At 73.1% G+C, this 20,771-nt stretch carries 15 protein-coding genes and 1 pseudogene; 4 read left to right on the top strand and 12 right to left on the bottom strand.

The features are described from left to right. Positions 1-3: 3 nt before the first annotated feature. Both CP969_RS13610 and CP969_RS13605 read right to left on the bottom strand, forming a co-directional pair. Entirely contained in the window at positions 4-210 is a 207-nt protein-coding gene (locus tag CP969_RS13610) for a hypothetical protein (protein ID WP_016826355.1), read from the bottom strand. Positions 211-896: 686 nt separating this feature from the next. Next, positions 897-2,342: an MFS transporter gene (locus CP969_RS13605; RefSeq protein ID WP_026085204.1), complete on the bottom strand. Its 1,446-nt coding sequence runs from the start codon at positions 2,340-2,342 to the stop codon at positions 897-899. A gap of 97 nt (positions 2,343-2,439) precedes the next feature. Here CP969_RS13605 and dusB point away from each other — a divergent pair, with 97 nt between their 5' ends. Then, complete coding sequence (dusB, locus tag CP969_RS13600; protein WP_016826357.1) at positions 2,440-3,618, top strand: tRNA dihydrouridine synthase DusB; 1,179 nt, start codon at positions 2,440-2,442, stop codon at positions 3,616-3,618. Positions 3,619-3,697: 79 nt separating this feature from the next. Here dusB and CP969_RS13595 read toward each other — a convergent pair whose 3' ends face one another. The 3 genes from CP969_RS13595 to CP969_RS13585 form a co-directional block, all read right to left on the bottom strand. Next, positions 3,698-3,835, bottom strand: a complete 138-nt coding sequence (locus CP969_RS13595) for a methionine/alanine import family NSS transporter small subunit (protein WP_004988400.1) — start codon at positions 3,833-3,835, stop codon at positions 3,698-3,700. After that, on the bottom strand, positions 3,835-5,436 hold the full coding sequence (locus CP969_RS13590; protein ID WP_016826358.1) for a sodium-dependent transporter: 1,602 nt from the start codon (positions 5,434-5,436) through the stop codon (positions 3,835-3,837). Before CP969_RS13590 ends, CP969_RS13595 begins: the two co-directional genes overlap by 1 nt. A gap of 233 nt (positions 5,437-5,669) precedes the next feature. After that, positions 5,670-7,274 (bottom strand): alkaline phosphatase family protein, encoded by a 1,605-nt coding sequence (locus CP969_RS13585; protein ID WP_016826359.1) that lies wholly within the window; start codon positions 7,272-7,274, stop codon positions 5,670-5,672. Positions 7,275-8,147: 873 nt separating this feature from the next. Between CP969_RS13585 and ppdK the strand changes: the two genes are divergently transcribed. Then, positions 8,148-10,895: a pyruvate, phosphate dikinase gene (gene ppdK / locus CP969_RS13580; RefSeq protein WP_004988410.1), complete on the top strand. Its 2,748-nt coding sequence runs from the start codon at positions 8,148-8,150 to the stop codon at positions 10,893-10,895. A 138-nt stretch (positions 10,896-11,033) separates the two neighbouring features. Here the strand turns inward: ppdK and CP969_RS13575 are convergent, their stop codons facing one another. After that, positions 11,034-11,477, bottom strand: coding sequence for an excalibur calcium-binding domain-containing protein (locus tag CP969_RS13575; protein WP_016826362.1), 444 nt, complete (start codon positions 11,475-11,477; stop codon positions 11,034-11,036). A gap of 185 nt (positions 11,478-11,662) precedes the next feature. Next, positions 11,663-12,821 (bottom strand): annotated as a pseudogene (locus CP969_RS13570) (alkaline phosphatase PhoX). Between the two features lie 204 nt (positions 12,822-13,025). Here CP969_RS13570 and CP969_RS13565 point away from each other — a divergent pair. Next, the gene (locus CP969_RS13565; RefSeq protein ID WP_016826367.1) at positions 13,026-13,955 is read left to right on the top strand and encodes an oxidoreductase; all 930 of its coding nucleotides are present in this window, start codon (positions 13,026-13,028) and stop codon (positions 13,953-13,955) included. Between the two features lie 57 nt (positions 13,956-14,012). Here CP969_RS13565 and nirD read toward each other — a convergent pair whose 3' ends face one another. Genes nirD through CP969_RS13550 form a run of 3 tightly spaced genes read right to left on the bottom strand, consistent with a single transcriptional unit; the run spans position 14,013 to position 18,207 of the window. Further along, a complete protein-coding gene (gene nirD, locus CP969_RS13560; protein WP_016826368.1) occupies positions 14,013-14,381 on the bottom strand; it encodes a nitrite reductase small subunit NirD in 369 nt (122 codons plus the stop codon). After that, positions 14,378-16,990 carry a nitrite reductase large subunit NirB gene (gene nirB, locus CP969_RS13555; protein ID WP_016826369.1) on the bottom strand — a complete coding sequence of 871 codons (2,613 nt, stop codon included), beginning with the start codon at positions 16,988-16,990 and terminating at the stop codon, positions 14,378-14,380. Before nirB ends, nirD begins: the two co-directional genes overlap by 4 nt. Further along, on the bottom strand, positions 16,990-18,207 hold the full coding sequence (locus tag CP969_RS13550; protein WP_016826370.1) for an NAD(P)/FAD-dependent oxidoreductase: 1,218 nt from the start codon (positions 18,205-18,207) through the stop codon (positions 16,990-16,992). The genes nirB and CP969_RS13550 overlap by 1 nt, the downstream gene beginning before the upstream one ends. A 195-nt stretch (positions 18,208-18,402) precedes the next feature. On the opposite strand from CP969_RS13550, the gene CP969_RS13545 reads away from it, so the two are divergent. Then, a complete protein-coding gene (locus CP969_RS13545; RefSeq protein ID WP_004988426.1) occupies positions 18,403-19,185 on the top strand; it encodes a sulfite exporter TauE/SafE family protein in 783 nt (260 codons plus the stop codon). 122 nt (positions 19,186-19,307) lie between these two features. Here the strand turns inward: CP969_RS13545 and CP969_RS13540 are convergent, their stop codons facing one another. Together CP969_RS13540 and CP969_RS13535 are read right to left on the bottom strand one after the other, a co-directional pair. Beyond that, on the bottom strand, positions 19,308-19,958 hold the full coding sequence (locus tag CP969_RS13540) for a class F sortase (RefSeq protein ID WP_004988428.1): 651 nt from the start codon (positions 19,956-19,958) through the stop codon (positions 19,308-19,310). 116 nt (positions 19,959-20,074) lie between these two features. Further along, a complete protein-coding gene (locus tag CP969_RS13535) occupies positions 20,075-20,632 on the bottom strand; it encodes a hypothetical protein (protein ID WP_016826371.1) in 558 nt (185 codons plus the stop codon). Positions 20,633-20,771 lie beyond the last annotated feature (139 nt).

Genomic DNA, 20,771 nt, shown 5'->3' with positions numbered 1-20,771 from the left:
GGCCTACGCGGCCGCCGGGTTCACCGTCGCCTGGTGGGCGTCGGCGAGGTGCTCCTGCGCCCTGGCCCAGGGCAGGAACCGGGCGCCTCTGCGCCAGCCGCACGTGTCGCAGCTGAGCGTGCGCTGCACGCCGGTGCGTCGCACGCGCACGACGTGCTCGCGGCCGTGGAGATCCCAGCGGCTGATCTTGTCCGTGTCGAGCTGCGGCATGGCCCCTCCGGTCTTGCGCCGTCCGTCCTCGTACTCCTTCCCCGTTCGGCGACCGCAAGCAGCGCGCGGCGGGAACACGACGCCAACCGGCCTTCCGGCGCGCTCCGTTCGCACGGGCCGATCCGCGGAGTCCCGGGCCGCGGCGGAGCACGGCACGGCACCGTTTCGCCACCGCTGCGGAGGGCGGGGGAGGGGCGGGACGTCGGCTGAGGCGGTGGGTGTCCTCGTGGCCGTGCTCGCGCCGGACACGTCGGCGTGGTCCATGGCGTACCCGGCCGGGCGGACGGGAGCCGCCGCCGAGCGGACCGGGATCGGCAACGCGGTGGCCGCCGTCCCGGCGAACGACACGGCCCTGCGCGGTGCGCGAAGTGCGCCTGCTGAGGCTCGAACGCCCCGGCACGCGCGGCCACTTCTCCGGCGGCAGGCCGTTGCCCGAGGACCCGGGGGAGCGGGACGGGGTCGTCACGATCGCCGAGCTGCCGGCCGACGTGCTGGGCCACGGCGTCCCCCTGCGCCGGAACGTGCCCGGGAGCGACAGCGCCGTCCCGTGGACCGCTTGCCGCCGGCACCTGCTCGCGGCCGGCCCGGTCCTGCGCGACCTGGTGCGGGAGCGCCCCGAGCGGTGGCCCGGACTCGTCACCCTGCTCCCGGCGGACCCGTCGCCGGGACGCGGTGACGCGGGCCCGCTACGCGCCCGTCCCGACGGTCCGGCGGACCTCCGGCGGCGCCAGCCGCTCGGCCGTCCGCCGCGCCGTCCCGCGGGCCCAGCGGCCCGAGGTCGCCGCGCCCACCACCAGGACCGCGAGCCCGCAGCCGGCGAGGATCCACCAGCCGGGCCGTGCCGCCGGTACGAAGGCGTCCGCATACGGGGACGACCCCACCCCGGCCGCCAGCACCGCGCCGACCACCGCGACCCCCAGCGCCTGGCCCAGCTGACGGCTGGTGGACGCGACCGCCGAGGCCACCCCGGCCTGGGCGGTCGGCATGCCGGAGACGGCGGTGTTGGTGATGGGGGCGTTGACGAAGCCGAAGCCGACGCCGAACAGGACGTAGCCGATGAAGAGGGTGGCGTCGGAGGTCTCGGCCTCGAAGAGGGCGAACAGCAACCCGCTCACCGTCATCGCGCCGCCCGCGATCAGCAGCGGCAGGCGCGGGCCCCGGCTGCCGACCAGACGGCCGGAGAGCGGGGCGCACAGGAAGGTGGGGACGGCCATCGGGAGCATCCACAGACCGGCTTCCAGGGCGCTCAGCCCCCGGACGTTCTGCAGGTAGAGCGTGGTCAGGAACAGGAACCCGCCGAGCGCCGCGAACGCGCTCACCGCGATCACCGTGGCCCCGCTGAAGGGTGCCGAGCGGAAGAAGCGGAGGTCGATGAGGGGGTCGCGGCGGCGGGGCTCGTAGAGCAGGAGGGCGACCAGGGAGGCGAGCGCGAGGACGGCGAAGGGGGCGATCGCCGGCAGGGTGGCGTGCGGGGCCTCGATGATCGCGTACGTCAGGGAGCCGAACAGGGCGATGACCAGGAGCTGGCCGACCGGGTCGGGGCGGCGGGCCCGGGGCGCGCGGGACTCCGGGACGAAGCGCAGGGTGAGCAGCAGGGCGGCGAGGCCCACCGGCAGGTTGATCCAGAAGATCGAGCGCCAGCCGACCGACTGCACCAGCAGACCGCCCACCAGCGGGCCGGCGGCCATCGAGAGGCCGACGACCGCGCCCCACGCGCCGATCGCGCGGGCGCGTTCGCGGGGGTCGGTGAAGGTGTTGGTGATGATCGACATGGCGACCGGGTTGAGCATCGAACCGCCCACCGCCTGCACCATCCGGAAGACCACCAGCGCCTCGAGGCTCGGGGCGAGCGAGCACAGCAGCGAGCCGAGGGTGAAGACCACCAGGCCCGTCATGAAGACCCGTTTGCGGCCGATCCGGTCGGCGGTGGAGCCCGCGAGCATCAGCAGCGAGGCAAGGACGAGGGTGTAGGCGTCGATGGACCACTGGAGACCCGAGGTGCTCGCGTGGAACTCCCGCTGCATGGAGGGCAGGGCGACGTTCAGGACGGTGTTGTCCAGGCTCACGATCAGCAGGCTCATGCAGCAGATCGCGAGCACCAGCACGCGTCGGCGGGGGCTGAGCTCGGACATGGGTCCCATCGTAGGCGGACTTCAATAGTGCGGCTAACTAATGACCACTACACGATCAGGGTGACGGACACCCAGCGGCATGCGGGACAATGGGGGAATGCCCACGCCCACGTCCACGACGAACCCGACCCTGCAGATCGGCCCGCACACGGTCCAGCCGCCCGTCGTGCTCGCCCCCATGGCCGGGATCACCAACGCGCCCTTCCGCACCCTGTGCCGGGAGTTCAGCGGGGGCAAGGGACTGTTCGTCAGCGAGATGATCACCACCCGGGCGCTGGTCGAACGCAACGACAAGACCATGCAGCTGATCACGTTCGACGCGAGCGAGAGGCCGCGCTCGCTCCAGCTCTACGGCGTCGACCCGGCGACCGTCGGCAAGGCCGTCCGCATGATCGTGGAGGAGGACCTCGCCGACCACATCGACCTCAACTTCGGCTGCCCGGTCCCCAAGGTGACCCGCAAGGGCGGCGGCTCGGCCCTCCCCTACAAGCGGAACCTGCTGCGCGCCATCCTGCGCGAGGCGGTCGCCGGGGCCGGGGACCTGCCGGTGACGATGAAGATGCGCAAGGGCATCGACGACGACCACCTGACCTACCTGGACGCCGGGCGGATCGCGGTCGAGGAGGGCGTGCGGGCCATCGCGCTGCACGGCCGCACCACCGCCCAGCACTACGGCGGCACCGCCGACTGGGAGGCCATCGCGCGGCTGAAGGAGCACGTCCCGGAGATCCCGGTGCTCGGCAACGGCGACATCTGGTCGGCCGAGGACGCGCTGCGGATGGTGCGCGAGACGGGCTGCGACGGCGTGGTCGTGGGCCGCGGCTGCCTCGGGCGGCCGTGGCTGTTCGCGGACCTGGTGGCGGCCTTCGAGGGAGGTACCCGGGCCGGTGCCGGAGACCTCGGTGGACGCGGTACGCGGCCCACCCTCCGCGAGGTCGCCGACATCATGGTCCGGCACGCGACCCTGCTCGGCGAGTGGATCGGCGACGAGTCCCGCGGCGTGATCGACTTCCGCAAGCACGTCGCCTGGTACCTGAAGGGCTTCGCGGTCGGCTCCGAGATGCGCAAGCGGCTCGCGGTCACCTCCTCGCTGGAGGAACTGCGGGCCGGCCTCGACGGGCTCGACCTCGACCAGCCCTGGCCGACCGGCGCCGACGGCCCCCGCGGCCGTACGTCCGGCAACAACCGGGTGGTGCTGCCGGACGGCTGGCTGAAGGACCCGTACGACTGCGCGGGCGTCGGCGAGGACGCCGAACTCGACACCTCCGGCGGCTGATCGGCTCCCCTCCGTACGGAGGGCATGCGGACGGCTCCGCTCCCCGCGGAGCGGAGCCGTCCCGGTGTGTCCGGACCGCTCAGGCCGCGGGCTGCGCCGGGGCCGCGTCGTCCTCGGGACGCTCGGGGTGGCGGCGCAGGTGGACGATGGCGCCCACCAGACCGCCCCAGACGATCACGATGGCCACGATCAGCATGATGATCGCACTCGTCGACATCAGTTCTTCCCCCCTTCAGGTGCGTCGGAGCCGGAGCCCGCCTTCACGGCGGAGTCCGGACCGGCCTTCGCGCCGGCCGCCGTGCTCGCCTCCGAGCCCGCCTCCTCGGCGGCTTCGGAGTCGGCGGAGCGCCAGGGCACCAGACTGAGGACCACGCCGACGAGCAGCGCCGCCGCGGCGACGCCCCAGCCGGCCCAGAGCAGGAACTCCGTCGAGTAGCCCTCGTAGTTCTCGGCGAACTCCGCCCGCAGGCTGTCGACCATCATCCAGCCGAGCACCAGCGGGGTGACGATGCCGAGGCAGACCAGCCACCAGCGGCCGACCCGCATCGTGGAGACGTCGTTGGCGTGCTTCTGGAAGGCGGGCAGCCGGCGCAGCAGCCAGCCCACGAGGACGAGCGAGGCCAGCGCGGCGAGCACGATGCCGTACTGGTTGATGAAGTGGTCCGCCGCGTCCAGCAGGTAGATGCCGCTGTCGGTCGGGAAGACGAGGATCGACACCAGGGCGACGGCGCCGCCGACGCTCAGGACCGCCGGGACCCGGCGCATACCGGTGCGGTCCTGCACGGCGGCGATGACGACCTGCACGATGCTGATCAGCGAGGTGAGGCCGGCGATCACCAGCGAGGCGAAGAACAGCGCGCCGAACAGCGCGCCCATCGGCATCTGGGAGATGACCGTCGGGAACGCCACGAACGCCAGGCCGATGCCGGAACTCGCGACCTCGTTCACCCCGACGCCCTGGGCCGCGGCCATGAAGCCGAGGGTGGCGAACACGCCGATGCCCGCGAGGATCTCGAAGGCGCTGTTGGCGAAGCCGGCGACCATCGCGGTGCCGGTGAGGTCCGAGCGCTTCTTCAGGTACGAGGCGTACGTGATCATGATGCCGAAGCCGATGGACAGCGAGAAGAAGATCTGACCGTACGCGGCGACCCACACGCTGCCGTCGCCGAGCGCCGACCAGTCCGGCCGGAACAGGCCGTCCAGTCCCTTGCCGGCGCCGTCGAGCGTGAGCGCGCGGCCGACGAGGACGACGAAGAAGAGCACCAGCAGCGGGATGAAGAACTTGTTGGCCTTCTCGATCCCGTTGCGGATGCCGAGCGCCAGGATGACGAGCACGACCACCCAGACCGCGATGAGGGGCCAGAACACACCGCCCACGTAGGACGACATGACGCCGGGCGTCTCGGCGGCCTGGAGGAAGTCGCCGAAGAAGAAGGCGTTGGCGTCGTCGCCCCACTGCTCGCCGAAGGAGTAACCGACGTAGCGCACCGCCCAGGCGATGATGACGGCGTAGTAGGCGGCGACCACGAAACAGATCGCGACCTGCCACCAGCCGATCGCCTCAGCGGGCCGGGACAGCTTGCGGAAGGCCGCCGGGGGCGACTTCCGGAATCGGTGGCCGATCGAGTACTCGAGGACGAGCAACGGGATACCGGCGGTCAGCAGCGCGACGAGATACGGCAGGAGGAAGGCCCCGCCGCCGTTCTCGTAGGCAACGGCGGGGAAGCGCCAGATGTTGCCGAGGCCGATCGCCGATCCGATCGCGGCGAACAGGAAGCCTGCGCGGCTCCCCCACTGCTCACGGGAAGGACTGGACATGATCACGGTTCCTTGGTCATTTTCTTGCGTAGCGCGGCACGCTAGCAACAGGAACGCCTGGCGAACAGGGGTCGTCGTATAACGGTCACGTTCGTTGCCGCCGGGCCCGGCGCGCGGTGTCGGCCGAGGCCACGGGCGGGTTGCGCGGCTGATCGGACCGGTGCCGTCCCGTCCCCGTCGGCCGTCCGCGAGAGGGGACCGGGGTCTGTCCGGCGGATCGCGCCGGACCGGTCCTAGCCGCCGGTCGGGTGCGGGACGGAGCCGTAGGCCCTCAGGAAACGGTCGCGGAACGCGTCCATCCGCCACACGGGCGCGTCCTCGGACGGCCTGAGGCCCTCCGTCCAGTTCCAGTCGGCGATCTTCTCCAGCACCGCGGGGTCCTTGGCGACGATCGACACCGGCACGTCGCGGCTCGCGCGGTGGCCGCTGACCCGGGCGATGGGCTGGTGGTCGCCGAGGAAGACCAGGACGGTGTCGTCGGTGCCGTAGCGCTCCAGCCACTGCAGGAGGCTGGTGACCGAGTACTGGATCGACCGGCCGTACTCCCGCCGGGAGGCGGCGGTGTCGGCGATGACGTCGGCGGACTTCCGCCCGTCCTTCCGGACGGCGTCGAAGACCGAGCCGTCGCCGAGCTCGTCCCAGCCGACCAGCTCGGGGAGCGGCGCCCAGGGCTGGTGGCTGGAGGTCAGGATGACCTCCGACATCAGCGGCCGGTCGCGCGCGCGGCCGTGCTCCAGGCGCTCGAAGGCCTCCAGGGCGTACTGGTCGGGCATCGTCGACCAGCTGAACTTCGGACCCCGGTAGCCGAGGTCGAAGGCGTCGTAGACCTTGTCCAGGCCGTACCACTTCGCCTCCGGCCAGCCCTTCTGCACTCCCGGCATGACGCCGACGGTGTCCCAGGCGCCGGTCTTCTGGAACGCCTTGGTGAGGGTGAGGCGGTCGCCGCCGGTGACGGTGCGGTAGCGCTGCTGGTTGTCGATCCACAGGCCGGACAGCGCCGTGGAGTGGCCGAGCCAGCTGCTGCCGCCGAAGGTCGCCGAGGTGAGCCAGCCGCTGCGGGCGTGGTAACCGGCCCGCGCGAGCGCCTCGGTGTGCGTGTCGAGGGTGCGGATCACGCCGGGGGCGACGAGGGGGTCCTCGACGGCGGCGCGGCCGTAGCTCTCGATGAAGGCGAAGACGACGTCCTTGCCGCGCAGGTCCGGGACGAGTTGCTCGGGCGGGGTGGCCCCGAAGGCGTCCGCCCGCGCCTCCTTCGCGAACGCCGCCTCGTCGCGCAGGGTGTCCACCGCCCGCCGGGCCTGCGCCCGCAGGGCGTCGGCGGCACGGTCGGAGGCGACCGGCACGCCGGAGACCTGGAGGCCGAGGGCGGCGCAGGTGATCCACACGGTGCCCGCCACGAGCACGCCCCGGGTGGCGCGGGAGCGGTGCCGGGCCAGCAGATGGCCCAGGCGGACGGCGGCCAGCGCCGGGCCGGCCACCAGGAGCAGGGCGAGGACGACCGCACCGACCGCGGCGGCGGTGGCGGCCGTGCCGCTCATCGAGTCCTCGATGTACGCCTGGGCGTCGTCGAGCAGCTCCCAGTCGAGGACGACGTCGAAGCGCCGGCCCAGGTACTCGGTGAACCCCATGTCCAGCAGGTTCAGCACGGTCAGGACGCCGATGCCCGCCCCGTACAGCGCCGCCACGACGCTCCGCGGCCGGCGCGGCAGGGCGAGCAGCAGCGCGGCGCCGACGACGGCCTCGGCGGGTATCCGCGCGAACCGGCTCGGGCGGAGCCCGGCGAGGGTGTCGGGCAGCAGCAGGGCGCCGACGAGGAGGACGGCGGCGAGGACGTGCACGCTCCGGCGGACGGCGCGCGCGGCGGTCGGGTGCGCGCGCCGCAGGTCCGCGAGTCGGGTGCGGAGACGGCGGAGGAGCCGGGGGAGATGGAGGAGACGGGGGAGACGGGGGAGACGGAAGGGGACGCGGAGAAGGAGACGAAGGGGGAGAGGGGTACGGGGGGCCGGATCGGGAGAGGACGGCTCGGTGCCGGGCTCGGGCCGCGTCCGCCCGTCCGCGTTCGGCTTCTCGCTCTCCCCGTTCCCCCTGTTCTCCCCCTTCTCCCCGTTCTCCCCGTTCTCCCCGTTCTCTCGGGTCTCTTCGGTCTTCCGTGCCGGTCGGCGCAAGCGTGAGGAGACAGGCACCCGGAGGTCCTTCCGTACCCGTGCGGAACTCGGTCGAGGAGGCGGACCCGGCGTGGGGGTCCGGGTCCGCCGCAGTTCCGTACGGGTGCGCCGGCCGGTGCGTTCAGTCCGCCGGGATTCCGGTGGGCCCCGCCCGCCCCGGTGCACGTCCGCATCGTGAAATCCGGTCCGCCGCCATGGCGTGATTCTCGCCACCCTTGATAAGGGTTGCGCTCAGATGAGCGGATCATAGGTGGCTGCACTTCTCAAAGTCTGGCACTCAGTGCCATCCTCTGATCGTTCATCGAGCGAAATCAGAGGTGCGGATTGCCGCTCATATGAGCACGCGGAGGGGTGTGCCGACGATTCTCGCGTTCAAGAAGTGAAAACACTCGATCGCGCCGGCTTGGTCAAGCTTTGACTTTCGATCCGCTGGCGGACGACCGGTTACGGGCCCATGACGCACAAGTGGACGTACCCATACGCCTTTGATCTGGGTATGTTCCTCGCCGTCAGGGCAGCCACCGCGTCCTCGAGGAGTCGAGACCCGTGTCGGAAAACAAAGATCACCACGGAACCCAGTCGGGCACGAGCGTTGAGGGCGTGAAGTTCGTCTACGACTTCACCGAGGGCAACAAGGACCTCAAGGACCTCCTCGGCGGAAAAGGTGCGAACCTCGCCGAGATGACCAATCTGGGCCTTCCCGTCCCGCCCGGCTTCACCATCACCACGGAGGCCTGCAAGGTCTACCTGGAGAGCGGCGAGGAACCGGCGGCACTGCGTGACGAGGTGAGTGCGCACCTCGCCGCCCTCGAGGAGAGGATGGGCAAGAAGCTCGGACAGGCCGACGACCCCCTCCTCGTATCGGTCCGTTCCGGAGCCAAGTTCTCCATGCCGGGCATGATGGACACCGTCCTCAACATCGGCCTCTCCGACAAGTCCGTCCAGGGCCTGGCCAAGCAGGCCGGCGACGACCGGTTCGCGTGGGACTCCTACCGGCGCCTCATCCAGATGTTCGGCAAGACCGTCCTCGGCGTCGACGGCGAGCTCTTCGAGGACGCGCTGGAGGCGGCGAAGGCGGCGAAGAAGGTCACGGTCGACACCGAGCTGGAGGCCGCCGACCTCAAGAAGCTCGTCACCAAGTTCAAGAAGATCGTCAAGACCGAGGCCGGCCGGGACTTCCCGCAGGACCCGCGCGAGCAGATGGACCTCGCCATCAAGGCGGTCTTCGACTCCTGGAACGGCGACCGCGCCAAGCTGTACCGCCGTCAGGAGCGCATCCCGCACGACCTGGGCACCGCCGTCAACGTCTGCTCCATGGTCTTCGGCAACCTCGGCCCGGACTCCGGCACCGGCGTCGCCTTCACCCGCGACCCCGCCTCCGGCCACCAGGGCGTCTACGGCGACTACCTGCAGAACGCCCAGGGCGAGGACGTGGTCGCGGGCATCCGCAACACCGTGCCGCTCGCGGAGCTGGAGCGGATCGACAAGAACTCGTACGACCAGCTCATGCAGATCATGGAGACCCTGGAGAACCACTACAAGGACCTCTGCGACATCGAGTTCACCATCGAGCGCGGCCGGCTGTGGATGCTGCAGACCCGCGTCGGCAAGCGCACCGCGGGCGCGGCCTTCCGCATCGCCACCCAGCTGGTGGACCAGGGCCTGATCGACGAGGCCGAGGCGCTCACCCGGGTCAACGGCGCCCAGCTCGCCCAGCTGATGTTCCCGCGCTTCGACGAGAACGCGAAGGTCGAGCAGGTCGGCCGCGGCATCGCGGCCTCCCCGGGCGCGGCGGTCGGCAAGGCGGTCTTCGACTCCTACACCGCCGTCAAGTGGTCCCGCTCCGGCGAGAAGGTCATCCTGATCCGCCGCGAGACCAACCCCGACGACCTCGACGGCATGATCGCGGCCGAGGGCATCCTCACCTCGCGCGGCGGCAAGACCTCCCACGCGGCCGTGGTCGCGCGCGGCATGGGCAAGACCTGTGTGTGCGGCGCGGAGGAGCTGGAGGTCGACACCAAGCGCCGCCGGATGACCGTCCCCGGCGGGCGCGTGGTGGAGGAGGGCGACCTGATCTCCATCGACGGCTCGACGGGCAAGGTGTACCTCGGTGAGGTCCCGGTCGTCCCGTCCCCGGTCGTGGAGTACTTCGAGGGCCGCATGCACCCGGGCGCCGACGACGCCGACGAGCTGGTCGAGGCCGTGCACCGGATGATGGCCTTCGCCGACCGCAAGCGCCGGCTGCGCGTGCGCGCCAACGCCGACAACGCCGAGGACGCGCTGCGGGCGCGGCGGTTCGGCGCCCAGGGCATCGGACTGTGCCGCACCGAGCACATGTTCCTCGGCGACCGGCGCGAGCTGGTGGAGCGGCTGATCCTGGCCGACACCGAGAACGAGCGCGAGGAGTGCCTCAAGGCGCTGCTCCCGCAGCAGAAGCAGGACTTCGTCGAGCTGTTCGAGGCGATGGACGGCCTTCCGGTCACCATCCGCCTGCTCGACCCGCCGCTGCACGAGTTCCTGCCCGACATCACCGAGCTGTCGGTCCGCGTCGCGCTCGCCGAGTCCCGGCAGGAGCCGCACGAGAACGACCTGCGCCTGCTCCAGGCGGTGCACCGCCTGCACGAGCAGAACCCGATGCTGGGTCTGCGCGGCGTCCGCCTCGGCCTGGTCATCCCCGGCCTGTTCACCATGCAGGTACGGGCCATCGCCGAGGCCGCGGCCGAGCGCAGGGCGGCCAAGGGCGACCCGCGCGCGGAGGTCATGATCCCGCTGGTCGGCACGGTCCAGGAGCTGGAGATCGTCCGGGAGGAGGCCGACCGGGTCATCGCCGAGGTCCAGGAGGCCACCGGCACCGAGCTCAAGCTCGCCATCGGCACGATGATCGAGCTGCCGCGCGCCGCGCTGACCGCCGGACAGATCGCGGAGGCGGCGGAGTTCTTCTCCTTCGGAACCAACGACCTCACCCAGACGGTGTGGGGCTTCTCCCGGGACGACGTGGAGGCCAGCTTCTTCACGGCCTACCTGGAGAAGGGCATCTTCGGGGTGTCGCCGTTCGAGACGATCGACAAGGACGGCGTGGGCTCCCTGGTGGAGCTCGCCGCCCGGGCCGGCCGCACCACCCGGCCCGACCTCAAGCTCGGCGTCTGCGGCGAGCACGGCGGCGACCCGGAGTCGGTCCACTTCTTCCACGAGGTCGGCCTGGACTACGTCTCCTGCTCCCCGTTCCGCATCCCGGTAGCCCGGTTGGAGGCCGGCCGCGCGGCGGTCACCTCCACCGGAAGCGACCACCGCTAGCCCTTCGGGGCGTACCAGCCCCGGAGCCGTTGTCTGTCACCCGACCACCCTCACCGATCGGCAACGGCTCCGGATCGCGGAAAGCGGAGGGCGGCACCCGTGCGGGGGTGCCGCCCCCGTCCGTTTCCCGGCGCGGGGTCAGCGGGTGCCGCGGCGCCGGCGCGCCGCGAGCGTCACGCCGCCCACGAGGAGCACGGCGGCGCCGCCCGCCGCGAGGTACAGGGTGGTGTTGTCGCCGCCGGTCTCGGCGAGGTCCGCGCCGTCCTGCTTCCCGGAGCCGGTGTTCCCGGTCCCCGTGCCGGTGTCGGTGCCGGTGCCGGTGCCGATGTTCTCGTTGTCGTGGGGGGTGAAGTCCGCGGGCGGCTGGTCACAGCCGATGCCGTCGCCGTCGCGGTCCAGGTGCTCGCCGTAGTGGTCGTCGCCCTGGGCGATGCTCTCGTACCCGTTGGCGTACGCCTCGGTGCAGTTCTTGAACGGGTGGGCGCCGTCGTGGGCCACGGCGGCGGTGGCGGGCAGTGCGGCCAGGGCGAGGGCGGCGAGGGCCGTGGCGGCGGACGTGCGGAACGGGGTCGTGGAGTTCATGGAGAGGCCCCCCGGATCGGGTGCGGGTGCGGGTGCTCGTTTGAGATCAAGAAGCTACTGAGGAGCTCGCGTTGTGGCGACAGCGGGGAGAGCTTGTGATGGAAACGTGACGTGATCGCAAGGTGGCTCTCCGCTACCGTCCCCTGGTGTGACCGTTCCGTTACCGCACTTCCGCCGCCGTTCCGCTACGACCGGAACGGCCCCCTCACCTCGTAGGTGATGCCGCCCGACGAACTCCCGCTCGTCCCGCGCTGGCTGGAGAAGTACAGGCGGGTGCCGTCCGGGGAGAACGCCGGGCCGGTGATCTCGGAGCCGGACTGGCCGTCGATCCGCAGGAACGGGGCCACCACGTCGTCGGGGGTGATGACGCAGATCTCCATGGTGCCGCCGTCCTCGGCCACGAAGAGGTCGCCGGAGGAGGAGCCGGTGATGTTGTCGACGCCGGTCAGGGGGGGCCGTGCCGCCCGTCACCAGGGAGTCGTCGTAGGCGAGTTCGATGGTCTGGGCGGACGCGTCGTACTGCCAGACGCGGTTGTCGCCCTTCGTGGTGAACCAGCAGGTGCCGTCCGCGTAGTGGCAGCCCTCGCCGCCGTTGAAGCGCTTGGCGCCGGAGACCTGGTTGCGGGTGGCGGTGGCGCCGGACGGGTCCGGGACCCGCGCCCAGCTCACCGGGCCGCTCGTGCCGCTGCCCCCGACCAGCACCTCCAGCGTGCCCGACGACAGGTCGCCCCAGGTCGTCGGACGGAACCGGTAGAAGCAGCCGTCCGACACGTCCTCGGTCAGGTAGATCACCCCGCGGACCGGGTCGGCGGCCGCCGCCTCGTGCTTGAAGCGGCCCATCGCGTCACGGCGGACCGCCGCCTTCACGCCCCAGGGGTCGGTCTCGTAGACGTAGCCCCGGTCCACCTCCTCGCAGGACAGCCAAGTGTTCCACGGGGTCTTCCCGCCCGCGCAGTTCTGCCGGGTGCCGGACAGGACGCGGTACGCGCCCGTGACGGCGCCGGTGGCCGAGAACTTCACCGCGCTCGCGCCGCCCGAGGGGTTGATCTCCGAGTTGGAGACGTAGATCCAGCCCGATCCGTCCGCGTAGCAGGCGCCGCCGTCGGGGGCGGGGTGCCAGGTGTACGAGGTGCCCGCGACCTGCCGGCCGGAACGGGCGATCACCCGGCTGGTGAACCCGGCCGGAAGCCTGATCCCGTTCGCGTCCGCCGCGCCGAGCGGTCCGTAGGGGCCGGTGCCGGGCTGGGCGGGGGCGGCGTGCGCGGCGCCGCGCCACAGGGTTCCGCCGAGGACGGCGGACGAGCCGCCGACGGCGGCGGTACGCAGGAAGGTACGACGTTCCACTCTCGCTCCAAGAGGTGTCGTGACCGCCCCGCCGCCGGTCGGCGGCGGGAGCTGCGGTGGGGAACCTAGGCGTATGGAATGAACATGCCATGGCTGTGGCCGTACGGGACGGTGACCGGCGGCGGGGCGGCGCGTGCCCGTCCCCCGTAGGCTGAATCCGACGGTCGGCAGGCGAAGGCGGGGGTGGCGGAGGGAGAGCGCGGCATGTCCGGGTGGAGCGCGAACGACATTCCCGGTCAGGGCGGGCGGCTCGCCGTCGTCACCGGGGCCAACAGCGGGCTCGGGTACGTGGCGGCGCGTGAACTGGCCCGTGCGGGGGCGCGCGTGGTGCTCGCCTGCCGGAGCGAGGAGCGGGGCGGGGTGGCCCTGGACCTGCTGCGCGACGAGGTGCCGGGCGCCGAGGCGGAGGTGCGGCGGCTGGATCTCGGGGACCTGGCCTCCGTGCGGGGGTTCGTGGCCGCCCTTCCGTACGAGCGGGTCGATCTGCTCCTCAACAACGCCGGGGTGATGGGGCTGCCCCACGGGACGACCGCGGACGGGTTCGAGACGCAGTTCGGGGTCAACCACCTGGGGCACTTCGCCCTCACCGGGTTGCTGCTGCCGGCGCTGCTCGCGGCACCGGGGGCGCGCGTCGTGACCGTGTCCAGCATGGTGCACGCGATGGCCAACATCGACGCGCGTGACCTCAACAGCGAGCGGCGCTACCGGCGCTGGACCGCCTACGCCCGCTCCAAGTCGGCGAACCTGCTGTTCACGCACGAGCTGGCCCGCAGGCTCACGGGGTACGGGAGCGATGTCGTGGCGGCCGCCGCCCATCCCGGGTACGCCGCCACCAACCTCCAGACCGCGGGACCGCGCGCCGAGGGGCGCCGGACCGTCGAGCGGCTGATGCGGCTCGGCAACCGGTTCCTCGCCCAGTCCGCCGAGGTCGGCGCGCTGCCCGTGCTGTACGCCGCGACCGCGCCCGGCGTACGCCCCGACGCGTTCGTCGGACCCTCCTTCGCCCTGTGGCGCGGGGCGCCCGCACCCTCCTGGCGGGCGCCCTGGACCCTCGACGACGCGATGGGGGAGCGGCTGTGGGCCGCCTCCGAGGACCTCACGGGCGTGACCTACGCCCTCCCCGAGGCCGCGTGAGCCGACCGGGCCACCCGGACCGCTCGGACCGCTCGGACCGCTCGGACCCCCGGCGGGTCACTCGGCCGCGGTCACCTCGGCCGCGGTCACCTCGTACGCCGTCACCCGCACCGTCGCGTCGTCCAGGCACTGTCCCGACTCCAGGTCGAAGCGCTGCTTGAGCAGCGGGGAGGCGACGAAGGGGCGGCCCCGGTGGGTGCCGGTCAGGCCGCGGGAGAGCACCGCCGCCCCGGTGAAGGGGTCGCGGTTGTCGATGGCGTGCAGGCGGCCGGCGCGGTCGGCGAAGACGGCGGCCTGGCGGCCGTCGGGGAGCAGGGCCGCCACCCCGCGGCCCGGGAGCAGCGCGCTGAGGTCGCAGACCGTGAACCAGCCGCCCTCCAGGCGGAGCCGGACCTTCGGGCCGGTGGTCTCGAGTGCCGGGGTCATCGCCGGGTGCTTCCTTCCAGGGTCTCGGCGGAGGGGCGCGGGCCGATGCGCAGCAGCGGCAGGTCGGGCTTCACCTGGTCGCGCTCGGGCACGAAGCCGACGACCGGGTCGGGGGTGCCGGGCGCGTTCACGAAGGAGACGAACCGGGCGAGCTTCTCGGGGTCGGCGATGGCCTCGGCCCACTCGTCGCGGTAGTGGGAGACATGGGCGGCCATCAGGGACTCCAGCTCCTTGCAGATGCCGAGGGAGTCGTGGACGACGACGTCCCGTACGTGGTCCAGGCCGCCGGGGATCCGCTCCAGCCAGGTCGAGGTGCGCTCCAGGCGGTCGGCGGTGCGGATGTAGAACATCAGGAACCGGTCGACGAGGCGGATCAGCTCGGCGTCGGAGAGGTCCTGGGCGAGCAGGTCCGCGTGGCGCGGGGTGGCGCCGCCGTTGCCGCCGACGTAGAGGTTCCAGCCGCCCGCCGTGGCGATCACGCCGAAGTCCTTGGACCGGGCCTCCGCGCACTCGCGCTGGCAGCCGGAGACCGCCGACTTCAGCTTGTGCGGCGCCCTGAGCCCCCGGTAGCGCAGCTCCAGGTCGATCGCCATGCGCACGGAGTCCTGCACGCCGTAGCGGCACCAGGTCCGCCCCACGCAGGACTTCACCGTGCGCAGCGACTTGCCGTAGGCGTGGCCGGACTCGAAGCCGGCGTCCACCAGACGGGCCCAGATCAGGGGCAGGTGCTCGACCCGCGCGCCGAACATGTCGATGCGCTGACCGCCGGTGATCTTCGTGTAGAGGCCGAAGTCGCGGGCGATCTCGCCGATCACGATCAGTTTCTCCGGGGCGATCTCACCGCCGGGGATGCGGGGCACCACCGAGTACGAGCCGTTCCTCTGCAGGTTGGCCAGGAAGTGGTCGTTGGTGTCCTGCAGGGCCGCCTGCTCGCCGTCCAGGACGTGGGTGCCGGCGCCGATCGCCGGGGCGAGGGAGGCGATGATCGAGCCGACCGCCGGCTTGCAGACCTCGCAGCCGTCGCCGCCCCGGGCCCCCTCGCGGCCGTACCGGTCCAGCAGGTCGCGGTAGGAGGTGACGCGCAGGGCGAGGACGAGTTCGTACAGCTCCTCGCGGGTCCGGGAGAAGCAGCCGCACAGGCCCTTGTCGGCCTCGACGCCGCTCGCCGCCAGCTCGGCCTCGACCAGCCGGCCCAGCACCTTGACGCAGCTTCCGCAGCCGGTGCCGGCCCCGGTGCACTTCTTCACCTCGGGCACGGTGGTGCACCGGTGCTCGGTGACCGCGCCGCGGATCGTGCCCTTGGTGACGTTGTGGCAGGAGCAGACGACCGCGTCGTCGGGGAGCGCGCAGGGGCCGAGCCGGGCCGGGGCCCCGGCGCCGGCGGGCAGGACCAGGGTCTCCGGCGGGACCGGGGGCACCGAGCCGGTGAGGGCGCGCAGCGTGCCGTACGCCTCCGCGTCGCCGACCAGGACGCCGCCGAGCAGCGTGCCGTCGCGGCCGACGACCAGCTTCTTGTACAGGCCGGCGCGCGAGTCGGAGTAGACGACGTCCAGGCAGTCGGCGGTGGCGCCGTGCGCGTCGCCGAAGGACGCCACCTCCACGCCGAGCAGCTTCAGCCTGGTGGACGGGTCGGCGCCGGTGAACGCCTTCCCCTCGTCGTCGGCGATCGCCGCGGCGGCCGTCTCGGCCTGCGCGTAACCCGGGGCGACCAGGCCGTACACCCGGCCGTCGGCGGCCAGCGCGCACTCGCCGATCGCGAAGACGTGCGGGTCGGCGACCGTGCGGCACCGCTCGTCGACGGCGATGCCGCCGCGCTCGCCGACGGTGAGGCCGCAGTCCCGGGCCAGTTGGTCGCGGGGGCGGACACCGGCGGAGAACACCACCATGTCGGTGGCGAGTTCGGAGCCGTCGGACAGCCGCATCCCGGTGACGGCGCCGTCGTCGCCGACGAGGACCTCCTGCGTGCCCACGCCGGTGTGGACGGTCAGGCCCATGCCCTCGACGGTGCGCAGCAGCGCCGCACCACCGCCCTCGTCGACCTGCAGGGGCATCAGCCGGGGCGCGAACTCCACGATGTGCGGGGCGAGTCCGAGGTCCTTGAGGGCGCCCGCCGCCTCCAGGCCGAGCAGGCCGCCGCCGACCACCGTGCCGACGGCCGCCCCGGTCCGCGCGTACTCCTCGATCGCGAGCAGGTCCTCGACGGTGCGGTAGACGAAGCAGCCCTCGGCGTCCCGGTGCGGCACGGGCGGCACGAAGGGGGAGGAGCCGGTGGCCAGGACGAGGACGTCGTAGCCGACGACGAGTCCTGAGCGGGCCGTCACCTTCCGCGCCGCGCGGTCGACGTGCTCCGCCGGGTCGCCGAGGTGCAGTTCGATGCCGTGCTCCGCGAGGAACGCCGCGTCCGTCAGGGACAGGTCCTCGACCGTCCTGCCCGAGAAGTACGAGGTGAGCCGGACGCGGTCGTAGGCCGGGCGCGGCTCCTCGCACAGCACGACCACGCGGTGCGTGGCGGTCAGGCCGCGCTCGGCGAGCGCTTCGAGGAAGCGCTGGCCGACCATGCCGTGGCCGACGAGCACGATCGTGGGGGACGCCTCCGGGGTGGCGGTCATCAGGAGCCTCCGTCGTGGGTGAGCAGGTGGAGCGGGGGGCCGTCGCCGGACGGGAGCGGCTCCGCTCCCTCCCAGGCGCGGGCGAGGGCGCCGACGGTGCCGAGTTCGCCGACGAGGACCCCGCCGACCAGGCGCTCGTCGCGGACGACGACCTTGCGGTGGGTGCCCCGGGTGGCGTCGGTGAGCTGGACGACGTCGTCGCCCGGCAGCGCCTCCACCTCGCCGAACGCGGCGAGGTCGAGGGGACCGCCCGGCCCGGTGAGGGTGAGCCGGGTCAGGGAGCGGGTGCCGGTGTAGCGGGCGCGGGTGTCCCCGGCGAGCAGCGCGGCGAGCGCGTCGGCCTGCTCCAGCGCCGGGGCGGCGAGCCCGTACACCGTGCCGGCGTGCTCGACGCAGTCGCCGACGGCGTGGACGTACGGGTCGGAGGTGCGCAGCTCGTCGTCGACGACGACGCCCCCGCGGACCTCCAGCCCGGCGGCCCGCGCGAGCCCGGTGCGCGGACGGACCCCGCAGGCCAGGACCACGAGGTCGGTGTCGAGGACGTACCCGTCGGCCAGCTCCACCGAGCGGACGGCGCCGGCGGCGCAGCACACGTCCCGCACCCGGCACCCGGTGTGCACCTCGACGCCCAGGCCGGTCAGGTGCCGCCGGACGAGCCGCGAGGCGACCGGGTCGAGCCGGCGTTCCACGAGCCGCTCGGACCGCTGGGCGAGGACGACCCGGGCGCCGCGCACGGCGAGCGCGCGGGCCGCGGAGACCCCGAGCAGCCCGCCGCCGACGACGACCGCCCGCACCCCGGGCCGCACCGCCCTGTCCAGGCCCAGGCAGTCGTCCAGGGTGCGGAACGCGTGCACGCCCCCGGGCAGCTCGTGGCCGGCGGTGAACAGGCCGCGCAGCGGCGGCAGTACCGGGTGGGAGCCGGTGGCCAGGACCAGCCGGTCGTATCCGATCACCGTGCCGTCGGCACAGACGACGGTCCGTGCCGCACGGTCGATGCCGGTGGCCCGGGCCCGGGTTGGCCCCGCGGGCGCCGGCAGGGCGATCACCTCGGGGCCGTAGCGTCCGGCCAGCACCTCGGCGAGCAGCACCCGGTTGTACGGGGGGTGCTCCTCCTCGCCGATCAGGGTCACGGGCGTGCCGAGCTCGTCGAGCCGCCGGGCGAGACGTACGCCCGCGAGGCCGGAGCCGATCACCACCACGCGCTCGTTCGAGGTCATGCCCTCGAGCGTGCGGTGCGGGTGTTACCCGGCCGCATCCCCGCCGTTTCCCGTGCGGAACGCTGCCCTCAGCGGGGGCGGGGGGCGGATGTGAGGGTTCGGGGGCCCGGTCCGCGGCGGATGTGAGGAGGGTCAACCTCAGGAAATGCTCATCTTGATGGACGGCACAACTATCTCGTCCCTAGGGTCGCGATCATGCCCGACATCTCGCTGACCGTGGTCGTTCTGCTCTGTCTCGCGGCCCTCGCCGCCGGCTGGATCGACGCCGTGGTCGGCGGCGGCGGGCTGCTGCTCCTGCCGGCCCTGCTGCTGGGGCTCCCCGCCGGCACCCCGGCGGCGCACGCCCTGGGCACCAACAAGGCGGTCGCCATCGTCGGCACCACGGGCGCGGCGGTGACCTACGCCCGCAAGGCTCCCGTGGACGTCCGCACGGCCGTGCGCATCGGACTGGCCGCCCTCGCCGGATCGTCGGGCGGGGCCTTCTTCGCGGCCGGGATGAGCACGGAGGTCCTCAAACCGGTGATCATGGTGGTGCTGCTCGGTGTGGCCGCCTTCGTCATCCTGCGCCCCGCCTTCGGCACCGCCCCCGCCACCGGCCCGGCGACCCGCCGGCAGATCCTCGCGGCGATCGGCCTGGCCGGTGGCGGCATCGGCTTCTACGACGGCCTCATCGGCCCCGGCACCGGCACCTTCCTGGTGCTGGCCCTCACCGCCCTGCTCCACCTCGACCTCGTCACCGCCTCCGCCACCGCCAAGATCGTCAACTGCTGCACCAACGCCGGCGCGCTGGCGATGTTCGCCTGGCAGGGGGCGGTGCTGTGGCAGCTGGCGGCGCTGATGGCCGTCTTCAACCTGGCGGGCGGCACGCTCGGCGCCCGCACGGCCCTGAAGAAGGGCAGCCGCTTCGTGCGCCTCGTGCTGCTGACGGTCGTCTTCGCGCTGGTGGCGAACCTGGCGTACGAGCAGTGGCTGGCCTGAGGCGCCCCCCGGCCCGGACGCGGCCGGGCGGCTGCCCGGGGCCGGGGCGGCCGGGGCCCGCCCCGCCGGCCGGACCACCGGGAACGGGCCCCTTCCGGGGCTGACGCGGGGCGCGGGACGACTCAGCGGCGGCCCGTCAGGTGCGCGTAGACGACGACGTTCCCCCGGTAGCCGGTGGTGCGTGAGTAGCCGCCGCCGCAGGTGATGACCCGCAGTTCGGGGCGGGTCGCCGCGCCGTACACCTGCGCGTCGGGGAAGTCCTTCGCGTCGTACACCTCGACGGCGTCCACCGTGAACACGGCGGCGCCGCCGTCGCGCCGGTCCACCTCGATGGTGCTGCCCTTGCGCAGCGCGCCGAGGGAGTAGAAGACGGCGGGGCCCTCGGTGTTGTCGACGTGGCCCGCGATGATCGCGGTGCCGGTCTCGCCGGGGGTGACGCCGGCCTCGTACCAGCCGGCGAGGTTCTTCCGGTCGGCGGGCGGGACGTCGAGGCCGCCGTTCCGCGTCAGGCCGAGGCCGGTCAGGGGCGCGTTCACCCCGATCGCGGGGATGCGGACGCGGTCGGGCGGGGAGGGCGGCAGCGCGGGCGCCGCGGCCCGGCCGCCGCTGTGGTCGTCGACGCCGGTGTGCGCCTGGGCGGCGGACGGCTGCGGCGGGGCGTTCCTCCCGGCCCCGTCGCGCAGCAGCCACAGTCCCGAGCACAGGGCGCACACGGTGACGGCGGCTATGACCGCGTTGACCGGACTGCCGGCCCGGCGGAACCTGCGGCACATGGTGGACTGACCTCTCCTCGAGTCGGCCCCGTGCCCCCCTCCGGGCCGCGAGGGGCATCGGACCCGGAGGGGGAGGGGACCTGCGGTACCGGTCGACGGGCAGCGGAGGGTGCCCGTCAGATCCCGTCGCCTCTCGCCCGGCGATGCAGGAGCCAGGTACCGCCCGCGGCGGCGACGGCGAGAGCCGCCACACCGGCCGCGGTCTGCACGGGATCGGGGCCCAGGGCGCCACCGATCCCCGTCTTCACGCTTCCCCGGGGGGACACCTGCGAGGAAGCGGACGTCAGCGCGACCACCAGGTCACCGGTCACCCGCCGGCCGCTCTCGGCGCACGTCGCGACGATCTCGTACGTCCCCGGCTGCGCGCTCGACGGCACCCGGAACTGCCCGACCGCCTCCCGCGCGCGCCTGCTCGGGGCCAGCGCGAACCGGCCGGCGCCCACCGCGGTGGCGTCACCGTCCGCCGGTCCCGCGTCGCCGCACGCCGAGGTGTTCACCGTGACGTGCGTGCCCGGCACGGTCGAGGACGGGTGCACCCGCAGGCTTCCGGCCGGTGCGCCGTGGCCGCGGCCCGCCGGGGTGGGGGTCCCCCCGGCGTACGCGGGTGCGGCGAGCGTTCCCGCGACGGCCACGGCGAGCGCGGTACCGGCCAGCAACCGGGCGGTGCGTCGCATCGATGCTCCCTCGAGCTCACGAAGGGGTCGCGGCCCGCGGCACCCCCATGTGCCGCCGTCGGACGCGTCCCTGCTCCTCCGAGGTAAGTGCCACCGGGCCCGGACCGCTCCCTGAGGAAGCGTCAGGAAGCGGTCCGAA

The organism is Streptomyces viridosporus T7A, assembly GCF_008704515.1.
Classification (GTDB): Bacteria; Actinomycetota; Actinomycetes; order Streptomycetales; family Streptomycetaceae; genus Streptomyces; species Streptomyces viridosporus.
Note: the sequence above shows the minus strand (reverse complement) of the source record. Positions and strands in the feature narration are given on the sequence as shown.